The sequence below is a fragment of the Marinobacter oulmenensis genome (assembly GCF_014201735.1).
Classification (GTDB): domain Bacteria; phylum Pseudomonadota; class Gammaproteobacteria; order Pseudomonadales; family Oleiphilaceae; genus Marinobacter; species Marinobacter oulmenensis.
Genome location: NZ_JACHFE010000005.1, coordinates 193,400 through 213,821 on the forward strand (window position 1 = coordinate 193,400; position 20,422 = coordinate 213,821).

At 60.7% G+C, this 20,422-nt stretch carries 19 protein-coding genes; 12 read left to right on the forward strand and 7 right to left on the reverse strand.

The features are described from left to right. The first annotated feature begins 67 nt into the window (after positions 1 to 67). The 8 genes from HNR38_RS11080 (at position 68) to HNR38_RS11115 (ending at position 7,047) form a co-directional block, all read left to right on the forward strand. Positions 68 to 1,084, forward strand: a complete 1,017-nt coding sequence (locus HNR38_RS11080; RefSeq protein ID WP_246362637.1) for an amidohydrolase family protein — start codon at positions 68 to 70, stop codon at positions 1,082 to 1,084. A 15-nt stretch (positions 1,085 to 1,099) separates the two neighbouring features. Next, a complete protein-coding gene (locus tag HNR38_RS11085; protein ID WP_183703934.1) occupies positions 1,100 to 1,777 on the forward strand; it encodes a 4-carboxy-4-hydroxy-2-oxoadipate aldolase/oxaloacetate decarboxylase in 678 nt (225 codons plus the stop codon). Beyond that, positions 1,770 to 2,834: a 4-oxalomesaconate tautomerase gene (locus HNR38_RS11090; protein WP_183703937.1), complete on the forward strand. Its 1,065-nt coding sequence runs from the start codon at positions 1,770 to 1,772 to the stop codon at positions 2,832 to 2,834. Before HNR38_RS11085 ends, HNR38_RS11090 begins: the two co-directional genes overlap by 8 nt. Before the next feature lie 16 nt (positions 2,835 to 2,850). Next, positions 2,851 to 3,723 carry an amidohydrolase family protein gene (locus HNR38_RS11095; protein ID WP_246362639.1) on the forward strand — a complete coding sequence of 291 codons (873 nt, stop codon included), beginning with the start codon at positions 2,851 to 2,853 and terminating at the stop codon, positions 3,721 to 3,723. 30 nt (positions 3,724 to 3,753) lie between these two features. Further along, complete coding sequence (locus HNR38_RS11100) at positions 3,754 to 4,116, forward strand: protocatechuate 4,5-dioxygenase subunit alpha (protein ID WP_183703939.1); 363 nt, start codon at positions 3,754 to 3,756, stop codon at positions 4,114 to 4,116. Next, positions 4,109 to 4,948, forward strand: a complete 840-nt coding sequence (locus HNR38_RS11105) for a class III extradiol dioxygenase family protein (protein ID WP_183703941.1) — start codon at positions 4,109 to 4,111, stop codon at positions 4,946 to 4,948. Before HNR38_RS11100 ends, HNR38_RS11105 begins: the two co-directional genes overlap by 8 nt. 179 nt (positions 4,949 to 5,127) lie before the next feature. Next, entirely contained in the window at positions 5,128 to 6,252 is a 1,125-nt protein-coding gene (locus HNR38_RS11110; RefSeq protein ID WP_183703943.1) for a porin, read from the forward strand. Positions 6,253 to 6,351: 99 nt separating this feature from the next. After that, complete coding sequence (locus tag HNR38_RS11115; RefSeq protein WP_183703945.1) at positions 6,352 to 7,047, forward strand: dienelactone hydrolase family protein; 696 nt, start codon at positions 6,352 to 6,354, stop codon at positions 7,045 to 7,047. On the opposite strand, the gene HNR38_RS11120 is transcribed toward HNR38_RS11115, so the two are convergent. The 7 genes from HNR38_RS11120 to HNR38_RS11150 all read right to left on the reverse strand — a co-directional run bounded on the left by HNR38_RS11120 (position 7,044) and on the right by HNR38_RS11150 (position 16,633). Continuing rightward, on the reverse strand, positions 7,044 to 8,270 hold the full coding sequence (locus HNR38_RS11120; protein ID WP_183703947.1) for an MFS transporter: 1,227 nt from the start codon (positions 8,268 to 8,270) through the stop codon (positions 7,044 to 7,046). The genes HNR38_RS11115 and HNR38_RS11120 overlap by 4 nt on opposite strands. A 143-nt stretch (positions 8,271 to 8,413) precedes the next feature. Then, the gene (locus tag HNR38_RS11125) at positions 8,414 to 10,273 is read right to left on the reverse strand and encodes a feruloyl-CoA synthase (protein ID WP_183703950.1); all 1,860 of its coding nucleotides are present in this window, start codon (positions 10,271 to 10,273) and stop codon (positions 8,414 to 8,416) included. 88 nt (positions 10,274 to 10,361) lie between these two features. Further along, positions 10,362 to 12,125 carry an acyl-CoA dehydrogenase family protein gene (locus tag HNR38_RS11130; protein WP_183703953.1) on the reverse strand — a complete coding sequence of 588 codons (1,764 nt, stop codon included), beginning with the start codon at positions 12,123 to 12,125 and terminating at the stop codon, positions 10,362 to 10,364. A gap of 15 nt (positions 12,126 to 12,140) precedes the next feature. Next, complete coding sequence (locus HNR38_RS11135; RefSeq protein WP_183703956.1) at positions 12,141 to 12,908, reverse strand: 3-hydroxyacyl-CoA dehydrogenase; 768 nt, start codon at positions 12,906 to 12,908, stop codon at positions 12,141 to 12,143. 33 nt (positions 12,909 to 12,941) lie between these two features. Then, on the reverse strand, positions 12,942 to 13,706 hold the full coding sequence (locus HNR38_RS11140; RefSeq protein WP_183703959.1) for a crotonase/enoyl-CoA hydratase family protein: 765 nt from the start codon (positions 13,704 to 13,706) through the stop codon (positions 12,942 to 12,944). Positions 13,707 to 13,811: 105 nt separating this feature from the next. Next, entirely contained in the window at positions 13,812 to 15,029 is a 1,218-nt protein-coding gene (locus HNR38_RS11145; protein ID WP_183703962.1) for a thiolase family protein, read from the reverse strand. Positions 15,030 to 15,067: 38 nt separating this feature from the next. Beyond that, a complete protein-coding gene (locus HNR38_RS11150) occupies positions 15,068 to 16,633 on the reverse strand; it encodes an acyl CoA:acetate/3-ketoacid CoA transferase (RefSeq protein WP_183703965.1) in 1,566 nt (521 codons plus the stop codon). 276 nt (positions 16,634 to 16,909) lie between these two features. Here HNR38_RS11150 and HNR38_RS11155 point away from each other — a divergent pair, with 276 nt between their 5' ends. Genes HNR38_RS11155 through HNR38_RS11170 form a run of 4 tightly spaced genes read left to right on the forward strand, consistent with a single transcriptional unit; the run spans position 16,910 to position 20,302 of the window. Then, positions 16,910 to 17,968 carry a TRAP transporter substrate-binding protein gene (locus HNR38_RS11155; RefSeq protein WP_221275772.1) on the forward strand — a complete coding sequence of 353 codons (1,059 nt, stop codon included), beginning with the start codon at positions 16,910 to 16,912 and terminating at the stop codon, positions 17,966 to 17,968. Beyond that, a complete protein-coding gene (locus tag HNR38_RS11160; RefSeq protein WP_183703968.1) occupies positions 17,965 to 18,483 on the forward strand; it encodes a TRAP transporter small permease in 519 nt (172 codons plus the stop codon). Before HNR38_RS11155 ends, HNR38_RS11160 begins: the two co-directional genes overlap by 4 nt. Next, entirely contained in the window at positions 18,480 to 19,799 is a 1,320-nt protein-coding gene (locus HNR38_RS11165; RefSeq protein ID WP_183703971.1) for a TRAP transporter large permease, read from the forward strand. The genes HNR38_RS11160 and HNR38_RS11165 overlap by 4 nt, the downstream gene beginning before the upstream one ends. 41 nt (positions 19,800 to 19,840) lie before the next feature. Beyond that, positions 19,841 to 20,302, forward strand: a complete 462-nt coding sequence (locus tag HNR38_RS11170; protein ID WP_183703974.1) for a MarR family winged helix-turn-helix transcriptional regulator — start codon at positions 19,841 to 19,843, stop codon at positions 20,300 to 20,302. The last annotated feature ends 120 nt before the right edge of the window (positions 20,303 to 20,422 follow it).

A 20,422-nucleotide genomic window follows, 5' to 3' on the forward strand; every position in this document is an offset into this window, starting at 1 on the left:
CCGGGACCCTTAAGAATACTAGGTTCAACAGGTTTCCCTAATGACGTCACCGTTTTTGAAGGTCTGAATGATGATTATCGACTGCCATGGTCACTACACCACCACACCGCCACAGGTGGGTGAGTACCGAGAAAAACAGAAAGAAGCCGTTGCCAGGGACCCGGATTTTGTCGGCGACAAGGGCCGGATAAGCATCAGCGACAGCGAGATCCGCGAGAGCATCGAGCAGAACCAGCTCCGGCTGCAGCAGGAAAGGGGCACGGATCTGACCATCTTTTCCCCGCGGGCCAGCTGGATGGGCCACCACATCGGCAATGAGCACACCAGCCGGTTCTGGACGGAACACCAGAACGACCTGATCCGCCGGGTCTGCGACCTGTTTCCGAACAACTTTGCCCCGGTCGCCCAGCTGCCCCAGTCACCGGGCGTCGATCCGGCCAAGTCGGTCCCGGAAATCGTCCGCACGGTTGAGCAGATGGGCTTTATCGGGATCAACCTGAACCCGGACCCCAGCGGTGGTCACTGGAATGGCTCGTCCCTGGCGGACCGCTCCTTCTACCCCATCTACGAGAAGATGGTGGAGTATGACATTCCGGCCATGGTGCACGTCAGCGCCGCCTGCAACGACTGCTTCCACACCACCGGTTCCCATTACCTCGGGGCAGATACCACCGGCTTCCAGCAACTGATGATGTCGGATGTGTTCAAGGACTTCCCGGAACTGAAGATCATCATTCCTCACGGCGGTGGTGCCGTGCCCTATCACTGGGGCCGTTTCCGGGGCCTGGCCCAGGATCGTGGTTTCGATCTGGAAGAGCGGGTACTGAACAACATCTATTTCGACACCTGCGTGTATCACCAGCGCGGCATTGATCTGCTGCTGGATATCGTTCCGACCAAGAACATCCTGTTTGCCTCGGAAATGATCGGAGCCGTGCGCGGCATCGACCCGGAAACCGGGCACTATTTCGATGACACCAAACGGTACATCGACAACAACGCCGTGCTGAGTGCCGAACAGAAGCAGGCTATTTTCGAGCACAACATTCGCCAGGTATTCAGCCGTCTGAAACTACCGGCCTGATCGGGGGTCTGATCCATGAGAGAGAATGTGGTTGTCCAGAATATTGAACGGGTGGATCCGGCCGTCATCGAAGGCCTCGCCCAGTGTGGCGTTGCCACGGTCCACGAGGCCCAGGGCCGGGTCGGGCTGCTGGCGCACTACATGCGACCGATCCAGCAGGACAAATGCGTGGCAGGCTCTGCCCTGACCATCTCCGGTGCTGCCGGTGACAACTGGATGATGCATGTGGCCATCGAACAGGCACGCGAGGGCGACATGCTGGTGTTCGCGCCCACGTCCCCCTCCTATCACGGCTTCTTCGGCGACCTGCTGGCCACCTCGGCCCAGGCCCGGGGCGTTGTTGGCCTGATCATCGACGGCGGCGTCCGCGACACCCGTGATCTGCGCCAGATGGACTTCCCGGTCTGGTCGAAGGCCGTATTCGCCGAAGGCACCATCAAGGAAACCCTGGGCTCGGTCAACGTGCCCATTGTCTGCGCCGACGCGCTGATCAACCCGGGCGATGTCATCGTGGCCGACGATGACGGCGTGGTGGTGGTCCGCCGTGACCATGCCGCCGAGGTACTGGAACTGTCCCGCCAGCGCGAAGCCCGCGAGGAAGAAAAACGCGTGCGACTGGCCAACGGCGAACTGGGCCTGGATATCTACGACATGCGCCCGCGCCTGAAAGAAAAGGGGCTGAAGTATGTCTGAGGGCGTTCGCTGCATGTGGATGCGGGGCGGGACCTCCAAGGGGGGCTATTTCCTGGCCTCTGACCTGCCTGCGGACACCGCCGAGCGGGACGCCTTCCTGTTGCGGGTCATGGGTTCCCCCGACCCGCGACAGATTGACGGCATGGGCGGCGCCGACCCACTGACCTCCAAGGTCGCCGTGGTCAACGCCTCGGACCGGGACGACGCCGATGTGGAGTACCTGTTCCTGCAGGTCTTTGTAGATCAGGCCATCGTCACCGACGCCCAGAACTGCGGCAACATCCTGGCCGGCGTGGGCCCCTTCGCCATTGAGCGCGGGCTGGTGCCGGCAGACAGCGACGAAACCGACGTCCGTATTTTCATGCGCAATACCGGGCAGATCGCCACCGCCCGTATCGCCACGCCCGGCGGACAGGTCAGTTACGTGGGCGAGGCCCGCATCGACGGGGTGCCGGGCAGCGCTGCCGCTGTTCCCATTACCTTCGAGGACACCGCCGGCTCCAGCTGCGGGGCTCTTCTGCCCACCGGCAATGCCGTGGATGTGATTGACGGCATCGAGGTCACCCTGATCGACAATGGCATGCCGGTGGTGGTGATGCGCGCCGGGGACATGGGCATCACCGGCACGGAAACCCGCGAAGAACTGGAAGCCAACACCGCACTGCGGGAAAAACTGGAAGCCATTCGCCTGAAGGCCGGCCCGATGATGAACCTGGGGGACGTGTCCGCCAAGTCAGTGCCCAAGATGTCCATGGTCAGTCCGGCGCATGATGGCGGCGCATTATCCACAAGAACCTTTATTCCCCACCGCTGCCACGCCTCAATCGGCGTACTGGGCGCGGTCAGTGTCGCCACCGCTGCAGTGCTGGAAGGCTCACCCGCCCATGCCGTAGCGATTCTGCCCGACGGCGCCCGCAAGACCCTCTCGGTGGAACATCCCATTGGCGAAATGAGCGTCATTCTTGAGGTGGACAACACCGGAGACGTGGCCTCTGCGGCAATATTACGCACTGCCCGCAAGCTGTTTGATGGCACTGTTTTTACACAAGAGAATTAACAACAGGTACCGAAAGATGATGGACCCAGACTACCTTCCGTTCCACTCAAGCCCCAGCAAGCCCGAATTCCGGGCACCGGCTGGCGCCGTGGATGCCCATTGTCACGTGTTCGGTCCGGCTGACCGCTTTCCCTATCACCCAAAACGCAAGTACACGCCCTGTGATGCGCCCAAGGAAAAGCTGTTCGAGCTACGCGATTACCTGGGATTCGAACGCAACGTGATTGTTCAGGCGTCCTGCCATGGCACCGATAACGCAGCCCTGGTGGATGCCCTGAACACTGCCGGAGAGCGCGCCCGGGGTGTCGCCGTGGTTGACCCGGCCATTACCGAAGACGAACTGCGGCGCATGGACGAAGCCGGTGTCCGTGCCGTGCGCTTCAACTTTGTCAAACGCCTGGTGGACACCACCCCGCGGGAGGTCTTCGTCTCCATTGCTGAGAAAATCCGCCCGCTGGGCTGGCACATCGTGGTTTACTTCGAAGCCCCCGACCTCGAAGAACTGACGCCCTTCCTGAACGAACTGGACACCACCATCGTGGTCGACCACATGGGCCGGCCGGATGTCAGCAAAGGCGTGGACCATCCGGATTTCCAGCGCTTCATCGACCTGATGAAGAACAACGAGCGGATATGGACCAAAGTGTCCTGCCCGGAACGCCTGACCCAGACCCCGCCGGACTATTCAGACGTTGTGCCTTTCGCCCGCACGCTGGTGGAAACCTACCCGGACCGGGTGCTCTGGGGCACCGACTGGCCACACCCGAACATGAAATCCCATGTACCTGACGACGGCAAACTCGTGGACGTGATCCCGCAGATCGCCCCCACACCCGAACTACAGAAAAAGCTGCTGGTGGACAACCCCATGCGGCTCTACTGGTCCTGATGCCAAGGACTTGAGAAAGGAGAGATCCCAATGACAGATGACAAAAACAAAACCTGGGGCACCATCAAATTTGATGGACCAATGGCCACCAAGGGCTACGCGCTGAACAAGATGTGTTACTCGTTCAACAACGCCGAAGCCCGTGAGGAGTTCAAGCAGGACGAAGCCGCCTACTGCGACAAGTTCGGCCTGACTCCCGAACAGAAGGAAGCGGTCATCAATCGCGACATTCTGGCCATGGAGCGTGAAGGCGGAAGCATCTATTACCTCGCCAAGTTCGCCGGCCTGCTCGGGTTGAATGTGCAGGACGTGGGTGGCCTTCAGACCGGCCGCACCACGGAAGAATTTCAGGCATACCTGGATAGCCAGGGGAGAGGTAAGAACAATGGCTAAAATCATCGGCGGCATCACCACATCACACATCCCGGCCATCGGCATCGCCATGGACCGTGGTCTGGAGGACACCCCTTACTGGAAGGATTTCTTTGCCGGCTATCCCCCGATCCGGGAGTGGTTGGGGGAACAGAAACCGGACATTGCCATCGTGTTCTATAACGACCACGGCCTGGAAATGTTCCTCGACAAGAAACCCACCTTCGCCATCGGCTGCGCACCCAGCTACGACAATGCCGACGAAGGCTGGGGCATCGCCACCATTCCGCCGGTCACCGGCGAAACCGAGCTGTCCTGGCACATCGTCAATGAGCTGATCGAACACGACTTCGATCCCACCGTCTGCCAGGACATCAAGGTGGATCACGGCCTGACCGTGCCCCTGTCCCTGATGTATCCGGGCCATAACTACCAGCACATGAAGGTCATCCCGGTGTGCATCAACTGCGAACGCCACCCCATGCCCAAGCCGTCCCGCTGCTACGCACTGGGCCAGGCCATCGGCAAGGCGGTGGAGTCCTTCGACAGCGACCAGAAAGTAGTGGTCTTCGGCACCGGTGGGCTGTCCCACCAGCTCGACGGCGAGCGCGCCGGCATTATCAATGCCGACTTCGATGAAGAGTGCATGAACAAACTGGTGTCCGACCCCGAGGCGCTGACCCGATACAGCAATGACGAACTGGTCGAAATCGCCGGTGCCCAGGGCGTCGAGCTCAACATGTGGCTGGCCATGCGTGGCTGCATGCTGGGCAAGGTGCGGGAAGTTCATCGCAACTACGTCGCGCCCATCTCCAATACCGGTGCCGGCACCCAGCTTCTGCTCAACGAGTAATGACCGGGCGCCGCTGCGGCGGCGCCGGCCTTACCTATCGCAAACCCGACAACACAAATGGGAGGTTGTGCACAGAACCCGATTATCGATCTGCTATCGACCCTATCAGTCTTATTTCAATTAAAACAATACGTTAAAAGCTTCCTGTCTAGAACGACAACAATAGAGGAAAGGCACTCATGATGCTCAAGAACAAATTGGCACTGGCTATCATCGCTGTCGGAATCTCCACCCAGGCCGCCGCCGTGGAAATCGGCGAATTCAATGGCACCCAACTCAGCATCGGCGGTTACGTCAAAGCCGAAGGTATCGTCGATATGCCGGACGACGGCGACCAGGACTTCGAAGGGTCCATGCGCCAGACCCGGCTGAACGTCTCCGCCAAACGGAAAATCCAGGGACACAACGTCAAGGCTTTTGTCGAAGGCGACTTCTGGGACAACAACATGACCGACAGCGACAGCACCTATGCGCTGCGTCTGCGTCATGCCTACATTGGCGTCGACAATTTCACCATCGGCCAGACCTGGAACGGCCAGTTCTTCGCCAATGCCCCTTTCGATGTGGAAATGGTGAACTTCTGGGGCCTGGGTACCGGCACCATTGCCGGTAACGGCGCCGTGGTCCGTCCGGACCTGGGTATTCACTACACCCTTGGCGGCCTGCGCCTGACCCTGCAGGATCCGGTCTATGACCAGGCGGGTTTCCCGGACATGGTCGCGGCCTATACCTACCGCACCGGCGGCCACGCTTTCAACCTGGCCGTAACCGGCCGTGAAGTGGGCGTCGACGATGCCCTGGGCAACGGTGGCGACGACACCGAATTCGGTGCCGCCATCTCGGCAGCCGCCAAATTGCAGTTTGCCGACACCACCCTCGCCTTCAGCGCCTTCACCGGCGAAGGTGCCGGTGTCTACGCCGGCTGGGGCTATAATGGCGCCTACGGCCCGAATCAGGAAACCGACGTCAACTCCGAGACCGGTGACCTGATCAAGACCACCGGTTTCTCCGCTGGCGTTACCCAGAAATTCATGGATAACCTGCGCGGCACCATCCGTTACGGACAGGTGGAATCGGATGAAATCAACACTGGCGCCGGCATTGGCCCGCAGCCGGTGGACGATACCCTGAAGATGGTCAACGTGAACCTGATCTACACCTACCTGCCGGGGCTGGATCTGGGCATCGAGTGGCGTGACCAGAACGCCGGCACGCGAGTGGCCGGAGGCCCCAACGACCCGGCCTCAAGCTCCATGCGCCCGAAAGGCCAGCAGGTCGAGCTGTTTGCCAAGTACAGCTTCTGATCCTGCCGGGTTCAGTGACCAGGGCCGTGCTCTATGCACGGCCTTTTTGTTTGTGTTCAATGGCAGACATCCCCTGCCCTATCAGACAAGGAGCTTTTCATGGCAAGCCAGTGGATTGATATCGCGGATTCCGGTGATCGCCGTTTCACCGGCCATCTGACCCTCCCCCCTGCAGGAACCGGCCCCGGCCTTGTCCTGCTCCAGGAAATCTGGGGCGTGAATCACCACATCCGGGCCGTGGCCGAGCAGTATGCCCTGGCTGGCTTTGTGGTGCTGGCCCCCGACGTGTTCTGGCGCCAGGAACATCAGGTGGACCTGGATTACGATGAGCCGGGCATTGCCAGGGCGAAGGAACTGAGGGCCGGACTGGATGATGCCCGGGCCGGGGATGACGCCTGTCAGGCGACCAGAGTGCTGCGGGAACGCCCGGAAATTCAGGGGCCGGTCGCTGCGGTCGGTTACTGCCTCGGTGGTCAGCTTGCCTACCGTGCGGCCGCCGGCCAGGCGGTGGATGCGGCCGTGTCCTTTTACGGGGGCGGTATTGCCGCGAATCTGGAGCTGGCAGCGCAGGTACAGGTTCCGATGCTGTTCCATCACGCCGGCCGGGACAAAATGATTCCTCCGGAGGACGTTGACCGGATCCGCCGCGCTTTCGGGGGTCACGATCAGGCGGTATTCTGCGACTATCCCGAATCCGATCACGGGTTCAGTTGCTGGGGCCGGCCGGCCTACGACCAGCGGGCCGCAGCACTGGCCCATGGCCGGTCACTCACCTTCCTGGCCGGGCAGCTCTAGTCGTCAACGGTCAGGTCCCGGCCCAGTCCGGCCCAACGGGCCCACAGGCCGAAGAACAGCAACAGCACCGCAGAACAAAGGGCAAAGGCAACGGGGAACCCCCAGAGTTCCGCGCTGAGCCCCATCACCAGCGGTGCCACCGCCTGGGCCAGGCGGTTGCCCATCAACCGCAGGGCCAGGCTCGGTGCCCGCTGAGCCGTGTCGACGCTTTCCGACAGGATCACCATCGACAGGGGCTGGGACAGACCGCCGGCAACGCCCATCGCAATGGCCAGCACCGCCAGAAACAGTACCTGATCCCCGGCCAGGCCGGTCAGCATCAGCGATACGGTCACGCACAGTGCCGCAAACTGGATGGTGCGGGTGCGCCCGCCCAGCCAGTCAATCACCCGGGACATAACCAGCCGCACCAGCATCGAGGTCAGCGCCCGCAAGCTGATCAGAACCCCCACCATCGCGGCGCTGATGGCCAGGCCTTCCAGGTACACCGGCATGAAGCCGGAATGCACGCTCATAACGAACAAGGCCACACTCGCTATGACCATCGACAGTTGCAGTCCCCGGTTCTGTCGCAACAGGCGCCACTGGGCCCGATAGCCGGACGTTGACTTGCCGGCGGGCGTGCCCTGATTGGCGAGCGGTGACAGCCCGAACGCGGAAGCGGCGGAAATCAGCGGGAACACCATGATGGCGACGAAGGAGTGGCTGATCGAGTGGTGGTCGATCAGGTACCCCGCCAGCAGGGGGCCGAGCAGTTGGCCCCCCGACATGCCGGTGGTATACCAGCCGAAATACCGCTCCAGCGCCTTACCCTTGCCCAGCCCGGAGATCAGCGCCTGGGCGGCGATGATCAGAACCATGTTGGACATGCCGGCGATCATCTGGGTGATCAGCAAGCCCGCCAGGTTCGGCATCAGCAGTGAAAACACCGGGCCGGCAGCCATGCCCAGGCCTCCTGCGATGATGGTTTTCTTGGCCCCGATGCGCCCGACGTACCCGCCCATGGGAATGGCCAGTATCAGCGGCAGTATGTAGGGAGCGGAAACCACCAGGCCGATCACCGACGGCCCGATATTCAGTTCCAGGGCTTTGAGGGGCACGGTGAGCATGAGCATGGTGTTGGCCAGCATGGCCAGGGTCAGCGCCCAGGTAACCACCATCAGATCCCGCAAAGCACCGGGACGGGCGGTAGTGTCCGGATCAGTAGGTGTGTCAGTCGACATGAAAGCGTTTCAGGGAAGTCGTGAAAAAGGGCGCTGGCAGACACTGCCAGCGCAAAGGGCCAGTATACCGTATGAAGGGGTGTTGATGGCCCACGGAGAGTCGAACGAACCGTTCAGGAAGACAGAGGGTACCGGGGACGTGATCAGCCGGCCCCGGGGAGAGCGAAAGTATCCTCGTCCGGTTGGGTGGAATAGAGCCTGTCGACCAGCCCGGCCCGGTTTTCCAGCACCGCGCGCTGGTTGATACTGCCCTTGTCGGTGATTTCGTGACGGTCGATGTCCGGTGGATCGGTCAGCAGCAGCATCCGTTTCACCTCGGTGGAGCTGCCGGTTGCATGCTCCGCCATGGCTTCGAGTTTCTGCTGGAACACCTCCCGCAGGTGCGGATGCCGGGCCAGCTCAAGGTTATCCCTGTCGCTGCCTGCCGGCACCAGTTCCCGGCAGTGCTGCCAATCCGGAAACACCAGAGCCCCGACATAGCTTTTGTTGTGCCCGGTGATCACCACATCCTGCACATAGGGCGCAAAGAAATGGATCACGTGCGCTCTGAGGGTGCCGGCGCTGACCCAGGTCCCGGTGTCCAGTTTGAAGTCTTCGGAGACCCGGCCATCAAATCGGAAACCGCGCTCGGGCCGGTCCGGATCCAGATACTTGAAAGCATCCCCCAGGCAGTAATAGCCCTCGTCATCATACGCCTTGGCGGTCAGTTCCGGCGCCCGCCAGTAGCCCGGCATGATCGTCGGCGCCTTGATCCGGGCCTCGAGTTTGCCGCCATTGGGGACCAGCTTGATGGCCACCCCGGGAGCCGGCACGCCAATGACACCGGAGGCGCATTCCTCAATGGAGGCAAAGAGCGCCGCCGGTGCGGTTTCCGTCGAACCCAGACCGGTAAGCATGGGAACCTTCTTGCCGGTGTACTGGATGGCCAGTTCATCCAGCGCATCCCAGATATGCTGCGACAGACCGGCGGCGGCAAAGTAGGTCAGCTTCAGCCGGGAAAAGAAGGATCGGGCGATGTCGGGATGTTCCTGCAGTTTCTTGACCAGCAGCTCAAAGCCCTTGGGCACATTGAAGTACACCGTCGGCGCCACTTCCCGGAGGTTATTCAGGGTGATGCCAATGGCGCTTTCGGTAGGCTTGCCACCGTCGATGTAAAGGGTGCCCCCGTTATACAGGGCAATACCGGCGTTATGGTTACCGCCGAAGGTATGGTTCCAGGGCAGCCAGTCGAGCATCACCGGCGGCTCTTCCTTCAGGAAGGCCATCACCGAATTGATCATCACCTGGTTGGCGCACAGCATGCCCTGTGTATTGATCACCGCCTTGGGCAATCCGGTGGAGCCGGAGGTAAACAGAAACTTGGCAATGGTCTCGCCATCAACCTGGTCATTGGCTGCATCCACGGCCTCGGTATCGGCTGCCTCCAACAGATCGGCAAACGGTGTGACCCGATTCCGGCAGTCGTCCAGGGCATGATCGGAATTGATGGCCACCACCTGGGTTTCCGGCGCAACGGCATCGATGGCATCCCGATAGGGCCCCAGGTTATCCACAAAGATCAGACCGGGGGTGATCGTCTCGAACACATGCCGCAGCTTGCCGAAGTCGGTTGAAATCAGCGAGTAGGCGGTTGAGATCGGGGAATAGGGCACACCGATGTACATGGCGCCAAGAGCCATCAACAGGTGCTCCGTACTGTTACCGGACAGGATCGCCACCGGCCGTTCGGCACTGAGGTCCTGGGTCAGCAGCCAGGATGCGATGGCACGCACTTTTTTCAGAGCCTGGGCATAGGTCAGTTTCTGCCAGTGCTCGTCTGAGGCCCGTTGGGCCAGAAACACGCGGTCCGGGGCCTGCTCGGCGAATAATTCCAGTCGGTCTGTCAGCGTACGGGCGTAGGCATCCAGGCCGGTATCGCAACGAACCACCTGGCTGCCGTCGTTACGGTATTCGACGTCGACCGAGTGACTCACCACGTTCACCGGGTGAAAATCGGATAACATGTTGGCTTCTCCTTGGCGCTCCGTTGTTGGTTTTGTGGGCGCGCAATGTCAGTATTTTCTTTGTTTTTGGGGTGAGCAGCCAGGGCGCTCACTGATCAAACTGGTAAGCTGAGACGCCCCTCCCGGCCTGCTGGAAGGTGCTCAACCCGGCGTCGATACGCGGGACCGAATAGGCAAAATAGTAATCCGCCAGCGCCATCAGGTTGCCGTAATACACCGGATTCTGATCTTTTCTTGACTGCGCAGTAACGGCGATCAGGCACAGCTGCCAGGCACAGCAAAGCGTACCCAGGGCCTCCAGCAGCGGAACGCCCCCGGCGTTGAGCGACAGTGAGTCGCCACTATCACCGCAGATCACAGGGATCAGGGCACGGAACTGGCCGGTCGCCTGACGCAGCGCCGCGCCAAAGCCCGTTTCCTGCAGGAACGACTGTTCTGTATCGCCATCGATTTCATCCAGCAGGGCCGTTAGTGCCTGCCCGCCGTCACCCCGGATCTTCCGGAACACCAGGTCCCTGGCCTGAATGCCGGTAGTGCCCTCGTAGATGGTGGTGATCCGGGCATCCCGCATAAACTGGGCCACACCGGTTTCCTCGACAAAGCCCATGCCTCCGAAGATCTGGATAGTGGTACCGGCCATGCGGTTGGCGTTCTCGGTGGCGAAAGCCTTGAACACCGGTGTCAGCAGGGCCACCCGCTGCTCCAGGCGCGTGCGCTCGGCGTCATCCGACGTGTGCTCGGCCTTGTCGATCTGGGCCGCGATCAGATAACCCAGAGCCCGCTGGCCCATCACCTCAGCACGAATGGACAGCAGCATACGGGCAACATCCGGGTGCCGGACAATGGCCACCCGGCCGCCACCGTCGTAACCGGCGCCCTGGATGCGTTCACGGGCGTAGTCCAGCGCCTGCTGATAGCCACGCTCGCCCAGCCCGACGCCCTGCATGCCGCAACTGAGGCGGGCTTCGTTCATGAGCACGAACATGGCGGCCAGGCCACGGTTTTCCTGGCCAATCAGTTCACCGAAACAGTCGCCCTGCTCGCCGTAGCTGATCGAGCAGGTGGGGCTGCCATGCAACCCGGTCTTGTGCTCGATGCCGGTACACAGCACGTCGTTGGACTCACCGGGGCTGCCATCGTCCTGAATCCGGTACTTGGGGACCGCGAACAGCGAGATGCCCCGACTGCCGGCGGGCGCGTCCGGGGTCCGGGCCAGCACCAGGTGGACGATGTTCTCGGCCATGTCATGATCACCGTAGGTGATGTAGATCTTCTGGCCCCGTATCCGGTAGTAACCGTCGCCCTGGGGCACCGCCCGCGTAGTCAGTGCCCCCAGGTCCGAGCCTGCACCCGGCTCGGTCAGGGCCATAGCCACCGTCCACCGGCCGGTGATGATTGGCTCCAGATAACGCTGTTTCTGCGCGTCGGTGCCGAAGTTCAGCAGGATTTCACTGCCGCCCTGGGCCAGCGCATGGAACATGACAAACGCCAGATTGGCGGACAGCCACATTTCGTTGACCGGCTGGGCAATGAACTTTGGCAGGCCCTGGCCGCCGTATTCCACGGGCAAGGCCAGCCCCATCCAGCCCGCCTCGCAGAACTGACGGTAGGCCTCTTTCCAGCCGGCCGGCGTGGTCACGCGGCCGTTGTCAAAGTGACAGCCTTCGGTGTCTCCCACGGGATTGAGAGGCGCCAGTTCGCCGGCAGCGAACTTGCCGGCTTCCTCGAGTACGGCACCTACCAGGCCTTCATCAAACTCCTCAAGTGCCTGGCACTGATCGAGGCCGGTCTTGCGGATAGCCTGATTCACCAGCAGTTGCATGTCTTCCAGGGGTGCGTGATACGGGCTCATGGTTCACCTCCCCGGTCACTTGGCCGCCATGCGGATGGCACCATCAAGCCGGATGGTCTCGCCGTTGAGCATGGTGTTCTCGATGATCTGCTGGGCCAGAGAGGCAAACTCGTCCGGATCACCCAGGCGCTGCGGGAATGGCACCGAGGCGCCCAGGGACTGCTGAACCTCTTCGGGCAGGACATCCATCATCGGCGTCTTGAACAGGCCCGGCGCAATGGTCATCACCCGGATACCAAAGCGGGCCAGCTCACGGGCGATGGGCAGAGTCATGGCGACCACGCCCCCCTTGGAAGCGGCATAGCCAGCCTGGCCAATCTGGCCGTCAAAGGCGGCAACCGAGGCGGTATTAATGATCACACCACGCTCACTGTCCTTGCCCGGCTCGTTTTTCTGCATCCGATCGGCCACCAGTCGGATCATGTTGAAGGTGCCCAGCAGGTTCACACGCAAGGCCTTTTCAAAGGATGCCAGACGGTGCGGGCCCTCACGCCCTACCACCCGCTCCGCGCCCGGGATGCCGGCGCAGTTCACCAGACCATCAATCGCACCGAAGGTCGCCACGGCCTGGTCAACACAGGCGTTGACCGAGGCCTCGTCACTGATGTCGGTGCGGCAGAATTGAGCTTCGTCCCCCAGTTCGGAAGCGACCCTATTGCCGCAGTCCTCATTGATATCCGCCAGGGTGACCCGGGCGCCCAGGCCGTGCAGACGCCGGGCAACCGCCTCGCCAATGCCGGAGCTGGCACCCGTTACGATGAAATGACGCTTCTGGATATTCATGATCTGACTCCTTGTTGTTGTTTCTGTACCGGCTCAGGAGGGCTTTTTGCGATTCAGGAACTTGTCGATACGCTCCTTGACCTCGCCACTGCTCTGTGTGATTCCGGTGATCAGTGATTCGGTGTACAGGCCGTCATCCGCCGACATGTTCTCAATCCGGGACAGACCGGTAGTCATGGCCCAGTTCGAGTACCGGGAATTGGTGGCGATGGTCGCGGCCAGCTCCCGGGCCTTGGCAATCGCTTCCCCTTTGGGGACCACGTAATGGGCCAGGCCCAGGCGTTCACCTTCAGTGGCATCCAGTGTGCGACCGGTCAGCATCATTTCGGTCATCCGGCCGGCACCGATGATGCGAGCAACCGTCACTGATCCGCCGCCACCGACGAAGATACCGTGACGGCCTTCCGGCAGACGGTAGAAGGTGGAGTCATCGGAAACCCGGACATGGGCACAGGCCGCCAGCTCCAGACCGCCGCCAATGACGGCTCCATGCAGCGCTGCCACCACTGGCAGGCCGGAACTGCGGATGTAACTGAACACCCGGTGCCACATGCGCGAATGCTCGACCACCTCGAACGGTTCCCGGGCGGTGTGCTCGGACAGGTCCAGGCCGGAACAGAACTCCGGGCCATTACCGGTCAGCAGCACCACATCCAGATCACCGGGCAGGTTGCGGAAAATATCCTCGATTTCCAGACACAGGGCATCGTTGATCGCGTTTTTCTTTTCGGGCCGGTTCAGCGCCAAGTGCCCTATTCCGTCCTGGACGGAGAAAGTGAGGTAGCGGTAGTCGCTCATCGAATTCCCTCTTTGTAGTTCTGTCGGCCGTCGATGGTGCCGGCCAGTTTGTTTTAATTATATATAATAGTATATCACAACAGTTTATCAGACAAACTATACATCTCAGGCATTGGCCCGATCATCAACGCTCACAACCACCGCCATGGCCTGGTCACCACCGGCACAGCCGGTAAACAACCCATGGCCACCACCAAGCAGCACCAGTTCCTCTATAAGCTCGATAATGGCGCGCATGCCGGTCGGCCCCTGGGGATGGCCCCAGATCATGGAGCAGCCGTAGTTGTTCATGGTCATCACATCCACGCCCGTCGCCCTGGCAAAGGCCACATCATTGACGGCAAACGGGTTATGGGTCTTGATGGCCTTGAGGTCCCGATAACCGATACCAGACGCCGACAGGGCCCGGGCCGCAGCCTCAATCGGCGCCTCCGGCATGTGCGCCAGCTCGGTCCGCGCCTGGCCAAACCCGCTGAGCGTGATGCGGATGGAAGGGTCACGGCTAAGCGCCCTCGCCTTGTCCGGGGTCGTGACGATCATCGCGGCGTTGCCATCGGCGGGATGGGTCATATTGCCAAAGGTGACAACGCCGCCGTCGTAAACCGGTTTCAGCCCGGCCAGACCGTCCGCCGTGGTCGGGAACACACCCTCATCCCCTGTCATGGTTCCGGCTTCCTTATGGAACGAGGCATTGGGCACCGAGAACGGCAGGGTCATGTAACGTTTCTGGAAAGCTTGTTCGTCTTTAAGGGCCTGCTGGTACTGCTCGTAGCGGCGCAACGCCACAGCGTCCAGTTCCTCGCGGGTAATACCGAACTTACCGGCCACGTTTTCGCCGGTCTGAATCATCGAGTGGCCACCGATGGCATCGTGCTGCATATTGTAGGTCACCTGATCTTCCGAGCGGCCATAGCCACCGGGGCCGCCCGGGGCCGGATAGTAGATATGGGCGCCGTTGGAACAGCGGTCTGCCGTCATTAGCAATGAGGTGTCGGCCAGCCCCAGAGCGACTTCGGAGGCACCGGAAAAAAGTCCCCGCACGCCGGTGGCGCAGATCTGGCTGAGCTGGTGCCCGGGCGTGGTGGCCGCCCCCAGCTCGTACAGCGGCCAGGGCGCGCCGTAGAACGACTGGTACTGGGCGTTCGTCATGCCAAGCACGCCGGAATCGAAGATCACCGGGTCGATATCGCGCCGGGCCAGTTCCTGTTTCGCCACCCAGGCCGCGAGTTTCATCGCATGCAGGTGCTGCAACGAGCCCTGCCACTTGGCGAAAGGCGTGGACCAGTAGGTACCGTAGGGAATTTCAACATTCTGGATGGGCATGTCAGCCTCCTGTTTAGCCGGTCTGTTCAGAAATAATGTCAGCGTTTGTGGCGCGCCATGAGTGCGGCCAGGCCGCCCCAGTGTTCCTCGAACAGCTCGACGGGCATTTCACGCAGGTCATCCGCTATATGTGGCCGGAAGTCCATCGCCGCCAGCACGTCTTTCTCGAGATCCAGACCCGGCGCGATTTCCACCAGGGTCATGCCGGATTCGCGCAACTCGAAAACCGCGCGTTCGGTGATGTACAGCACCGGCTGGCCGTTCTGGCGGGCAATGTCGCCACTGAAGGTGATGTGGTCCACTTCCGAGACAAACTTCCGGGCCCGCCCCTCCTCGACGACCTTCAGCTTGCCCTGGTCAAAGGCGAATTTGGCGCCGGCGGTCAGAGTGCCGCAGAACACCACTTTCTTGGCGCTCTGGGTAATGTTGATAAAACCGCCCGGGCCCACCACTTTGGGGCCGAACTTGCTGACGTTGAGGTTGCCACGGGCATCGGCCTGGGCCAGGCCCAGGAACGCAATGTCCAGGCCGCCGCCGTCGTAGAAATCAAACTGGGCGTGGTGTTCGATGATCGCCTCGGCGTTCCAGGCGGCGCCAAAGTCGCCCCCCGAGGCCGGAATACCGCCATAGGTACCCAGTTCGGTGGTCAGGGTGAACTGTTTGACCACCCCTTCTTCGGCTGCCACCGAGGCCACCCCGTCCGGCACCCCGATGCCCAGGTTAACCAGAGTGTCCGGACGCAACTCCATGGCCGCCCGGCGGGCAATCAGCTTGCGCTCACTGAACGCCATGGGCGGAATAGCACCAAGGGGAACCCGGGTATTGCCGGCAAGGCCGGGGTTATACACGGTGGCGATGGTCTGTTTGTGGTTTTCCGGCTCGGCGACCACCACGTAATCCACCAGTGAGCCGGGCACCCGGACATCCTTGGGATGCAGGGAATGGGCTTCGGCCAGGTATTTCACCTGGGCGATAACAATACCGCCGGTATTTTTGGCCGCCTGGGCCATGGGCAGGCCCTCGCTGATCTGGGCTTCCTCCTCGACGGTCAGGTTGCCATTCTCATCCGCCGTGGTACCGCGAATCACCGCCACATCGACCGGGAAGCTCTTGTAAAGCAGCCATTCCTCGTCTTCGATCTCAATCAGCTTGACCAGTTCGTCCGCCCCTCTGGAGGTCACCCGGCCGCCGGCAATGCGGGGGTCGACATAGGTGCCCATGCCCACCTTGGTAATCACCCCGGGTTTGTGGCCGGCGATCTGGCGCCAGAGTGTGGCCAATACGCCCTGGGGCAAGAGATAGGCCTCAATCCGGTCATCGGCCACCATCTGGGCCATCTTCGGCGCCTGCCCGGTATGACCGGATACCAGTCGCTTCACCAGACCGTCATGGGCCAGGTGCGCCATGCCGGCGTCCTTGCCGTCGCCACAGCCACAGTCATGTACCGGCGTAATATTTTTCGGGGAGCCGGTTTCCAGAAACCGCTTCTCCAGAGCCTGGGCGATCTGTTCGGCGAAATAGGACATACCGATGGTTGTCCAGGCGACGGTGTCTTCGTCCTTGATCAGTGCGGCCGCCTGGTCAGCGGTGATTATCTTGCTCATGCAACCATCCTCTTTTTGTTCTGTGGATCAGTCCCGGCACCCGGCGGTCCGGACCGTACTTTTATTGGTTAGTGCTAAACAGTATACATAGCAGATAGTTTGTCACGTCAACAGTTTTGCGCTAATAATTATAGTGAGTCAGCTCGGGGCTATGTTTAATCCGACATCTGTTGTCGAACAAAACAATTTGTGCGATAAACTTGTTGTCGGTGGTTTCAAAACCCCGCGCCTCAAATCGCTGAAACTGACACATCACAACAACAACAGGTGCTGATCATGCGCATGAAATCTCTCGCCGCAGTAATGTCACTGTCGCTGGCCGGAGCCCTGGGCGCTTCCCAGGCCCAGGCCGCAGACCCGGAATTCACCTTCAAGCTCCATCACTTTCTGCCGCCGATGTCGATGGCGCACCAGAAGTTTCTGACCCCCTGGGCAGAGAAAATTGAAGAAGAATCCGATGGCCGCATCGAGATCGAGGTTTTCCCGGCCATGCAGTTGGGTGGCAACGCGCCCCGGCTGTACGACCAGGCCCGCAAGGGTGTCGTGGATATTTCCTGGACGGTCGGTGGCTATACCCCCGGCCGCTTCCCGAGTGCCACCGCGTTCGAACTGCCGTTTATGCCGGCCACCGCTGAAATTACCAGCATGGCGATCCAGCAGTACGCCGAAGAGGAAATGGCCGACGAGCTCAAGGACGTGCATCTGCTGGCCATGCACACCCATGCCCCCGGCTCGCTACACTCACGGGATAAACGGATCGAAACCGCCGGTGACCTGGACGGCCTGAAAGTCCGGACCCCCAACAAACTCATGGGTGAGGCCTTCTCCGAGCTGGGCGCCAACCCGATCTTCATGCCGGTGCCACAGATGCCCAGTGCCCTGTCCAAAGGGGTGATGGATGTCGCCGTGCTGCCCTTTGAAGTGACAGCGCCACTGAAGATCCATGAACTGGTTCAGCACCACACCGAGATCAAGGGCGATCGCGGTCTGTATGCCCAGTTCTTCCTGTTCACCATGAACAAGGACGCTTATGAATCCCTGCCGGCGGATCTGCAGAAGGTGATCGATGACAACTCCGGTATCGAACTGGCAGGCCACATCGGGCGCCTGTTTGACGAATCGGAACAAGTGGGTCGTCAAGTCGCAGTCGAACATGGCAATGACTTCTACACGCTGACCAAAGAGGAAACCAGCCACTGGCAGGACGGCATGCAGCCGGTTATCGATCAATGGATTGAGGACATGAACGATGAGGGCTATGACGCCGAGCGACTGCTGAACAAGGCCAGGGACCTGATTTCCAAATACGAGCAGCAGGTTGACGGTGAATCATGACCGAAACACAACTGGATCAATCCACCGTCCAGACGGTTCCGGGTAAAGGATTGGCCTGGTTGTCCCGCCAGTTTGCGCTGGCGGGCGGTCTCATCATGCTGGCACTGGCAACCATGACGGTTGTCAGCATCGTGGGTCGCTCCACCATCGGTGTATCGGTTGAGGGCGACTACGAGCTGGTTGAGTTGGGGCTGGCTGCGGCCGTCTTCCTGTTTCTGCCCGAGTGCTATCTGAACCAGGGCCATGTGGTGGTGGACCTGTTCACCGCCCGTTGTAGCGAGCGGACCATCGACTTCCTTGATGGCGTCGCCGACTTTCTGTTCTTCGCCGTGGCGGCAGTGCTGGTGTGGCGCCTGTCCCTGGCCGGCATCGAATCCCGTGACTACTGGGAACAGACCATGATCCTGGGTATGCCTCTGTGGTGGGTGTATGCCGTCGGTACGGTGTGCATGGGGCTGCTCGCCCTGTGTGCCCTGAACCAGTTATATCTGCGTATTCGAGGGTGGCGTAAATGACTGATATCCAATTGGCCTTCAGCATGATGGGCGTGCTGCTTCTGCTCATGGGCCTGCGCATTCCCATTGCGCTGGCCATGCTGGGCAGTGGTGCCCTGGGCTACGTTCTGCTGGCCGGCTTCCCGGCCCTGCTTCAGTACCTTGGCACGGCTCCGGTCACCAAGTTCTCCACCTACGACCTGTCAGTGGTGCCGCTGTTTCTGCTGATGGGCGAGCTGGCTACCCGGGCGGGGATCACCACGGAGCTGTTCCGCACCTGCAACAAGTGGGTCGGGCAGATGCGGGGCGGCCTGGCCATGGCATCAGTGACCGGGTGTGCGGCTTTCGGCGCTATCTGCGGGTCGTCACTGGCCACAGCCTCCACCATGGGCAAGGTTGCCCTGCCGGAAATGAAGCGGCTGAACTACGCCGGCGGGCTTTCTATCGGGTCCCTGGCGGCCGGGGGCACCCTCGGTATCCTGATTCCCCCGTCCATGGTGCTGATTATTTACGCGGTGCTGACCGAGCAGAACATCTCCAAGATGTTCATGGCGGCGTTCATACCGGGCTTTCTGGCAGCATTCGGTTACATGCTGGCGATTGCCATCTATGTCCGCCTGTTTCCGGAGGCCGGTCCCCGGGGTGAAAAGACCACCTGGCGGGAGAAATTCCGTTCCACCGGTAACGTCTGGCACATCACCGTCATCTTCCTGATTGTCCTGGGGGGCATCTATCTGGGCTTCTTTACGCCCACGGAGGCCGCTGCAGTCGGGGTGTTCCTGACTGCCATTCTGGCGTTCTGGCACGGCAAGATGGGACTGGCGATGTTCCGTGAAAGCCTGGTGCGTACTGCCATTTCCACCGGCATGATTTTCTTCATCGTTTTTGGTGCCGACATGTTCAGTGTCTTTATCGCGCTGTCCCGGCTGCCCGATGTGGGCGTTGACCTGATCCAGGGTTCCGATCTCTCGCCCTACACCATTCTGGTCCTGATGCTTCTTACCTATCTGGTGATGGGGTGCTTCCTGGACAGTCTGGCGATGATCCTGCTGACCATTCCCATCTACTACCCGATGGTGATGGCCATGGATTTCGGCATCCCCGCTGCGGACGTTGGTATATGGTTTGGTATACTCGCGCTCGTGGTCGTGGAAGTTGGACTTATCACACCCCCGGTGGGTATGAACGTATTCATTATCAAATCCTTTGACCCCACGATATCACTGAAGGATGGCTTTAAAGGCGTGGTGCCTTTTCTTATGTCTGATGTTGTCCGGGTTGGACTTTTGGTGGCCTTTCCACCCATTACACTGGGGCTGGTCCACCTTCTTTCCTGACATATACACTGTCCTGAATCACTATGAACCATGGAGGTCCGATGGGCGTCGCTGCCAAGAAAACCATTTCCCCGGAGGAGGAACCCGTCAACTTCGGGGTGCTTGACCACATGCTGGGTTACAAGCTCCGTCGGGCACAGTTGACCTTCTTCAATAGCTTTTCAGCGGCCTGTTCGGACCTGGGCATCAGCCCGGGTCTGTTCGGCGTCCTGGTAGTAGTAAAGGAGAATCCGGGCCTGACCCAGACAGCGGTTGCCAAGGCCCTGGCCAATGACCGTTCCGCCATGGTGGGAGCAGTCGACAAACTCGAGCAGATGAAACTGATTGAACGCCGGCCTTCCAAGAAGGACCGACGGTCCTACGCCCTGTTCATGACCCGGTACGGTCTGGAATTCATCGAGAAACTAACCCAGCGTGTTCGTGAGCAGGAAGAGCAGCTCTATAAGCTTTTGAAACCCGGTGAGAAAGAAACCCTTCTTTCAATCCTGGACAGGTTCGACTGAATTCAACGCCAGGTACGGATTTTTCTCCCGCACACAGATGCGCCCTGTCAGCCGAAAAAAGTGGCGGCCAGAAGGCCGCCCAGAGGGGTGCAACAACGACTATGAACACAGTGACAGTGT

Coding starts and splice junctions, on each gene's coding strand:
- HNR38_RS11155 (WP_221275772.1), top strand. CDS start 16,910: ATGCGCATGAAATCTCTCGCCGCAGTAATGTCACTGTCGCTGGCCGGA.
- HNR38_RS11085 (WP_183703934.1), top strand. CDS start 1,100: ATGAGAGAGAATGTGGTTGTCCAGAATATTGAACGGGTGGATCCGGCC.
- HNR38_RS11080 (WP_246362637.1), top strand. CDS start 68: ATGATGATTATCGACTGCCATGGTCACTACACCACCACACCGCCACAG.
- HNR38_RS11150 (WP_183703965.1), bottom strand. CDS start 16,633: ATGAGCAAGATAATCACCGCTGACCAGGCGGCCGCACTGATCAAGGAC.
- HNR38_RS11100 (WP_183703939.1), top strand. CDS start 3,754: ATGACAGATGACAAAAACAAAACCTGGGGCACCATCAAATTTGATGGA.
- HNR38_RS11135 (WP_183703956.1), bottom strand. CDS start 12,908: ATGAATATCCAGAAGCGTCATTTCATCGTAACGGGTGCCAGCTCCGGC.
- HNR38_RS11145 (WP_183703962.1), bottom strand. CDS start 15,029: ATGCCCATCCAGAATGTTGAAATTCCCTACGGTACCTACTGGTCCACG.
- HNR38_RS11170 (WP_183703974.1), top strand. CDS start 19,841: ATGGGCGTCGCTGCCAAGAAAACCATTTCCCCGGAGGAGGAACCCGTC.
- HNR38_RS11110 (WP_183703943.1), top strand. CDS start 5,128: ATGATGCTCAAGAACAAATTGGCACTGGCTATCATCGCTGTCGGAATC.
- HNR38_RS11165 (WP_183703971.1), top strand. CDS start 18,480: ATGACTGATATCCAATTGGCCTTCAGCATGATGGGCGTGCTGCTTCTG.
- HNR38_RS11120 (WP_183703947.1), bottom strand. CDS start 8,270: ATGTCGACTGACACACCTACTGATCCGGACACTACCGCCCGTCCCGGT.
- HNR38_RS11160 (WP_183703968.1), top strand. CDS start 17,965: ATGACCGAAACACAACTGGATCAATCCACCGTCCAGACGGTTCCGGGT.
- HNR38_RS11095 (WP_246362639.1), top strand. CDS start 2,851: ATGATGGACCCAGACTACCTTCCGTTCCACTCAAGCCCCAGCAAGCCC.
- HNR38_RS11105 (WP_183703941.1), top strand. CDS start 4,109: ATGGCTAAAATCATCGGCGGCATCACCACATCACACATCCCGGCCATC.
- HNR38_RS11130 (WP_183703953.1), bottom strand. CDS start 12,125: ATGAGCCCGTATCACGCACCCCTGGAAGACATGCAACTGCTGGTGAAT.
- HNR38_RS11115 (WP_183703945.1), top strand. CDS start 6,352: ATGGCAAGCCAGTGGATTGATATCGCGGATTCCGGTGATCGCCGTTTC.
- HNR38_RS11090 (WP_183703937.1), top strand. CDS start 1,770: ATGTCTGAGGGCGTTCGCTGCATGTGGATGCGGGGCGGGACCTCCAAG.
- HNR38_RS11140 (WP_183703959.1), bottom strand. CDS start 13,706: ATGAGCGACTACCGCTACCTCACTTTCTCCGTCCAGGACGGAATAGGG.
- HNR38_RS11125 (WP_183703950.1), bottom strand. CDS start 10,273: ATGTTATCCGATTTTCACCCGGTGAACGTGGTGAGTCACTCGGTCGAC.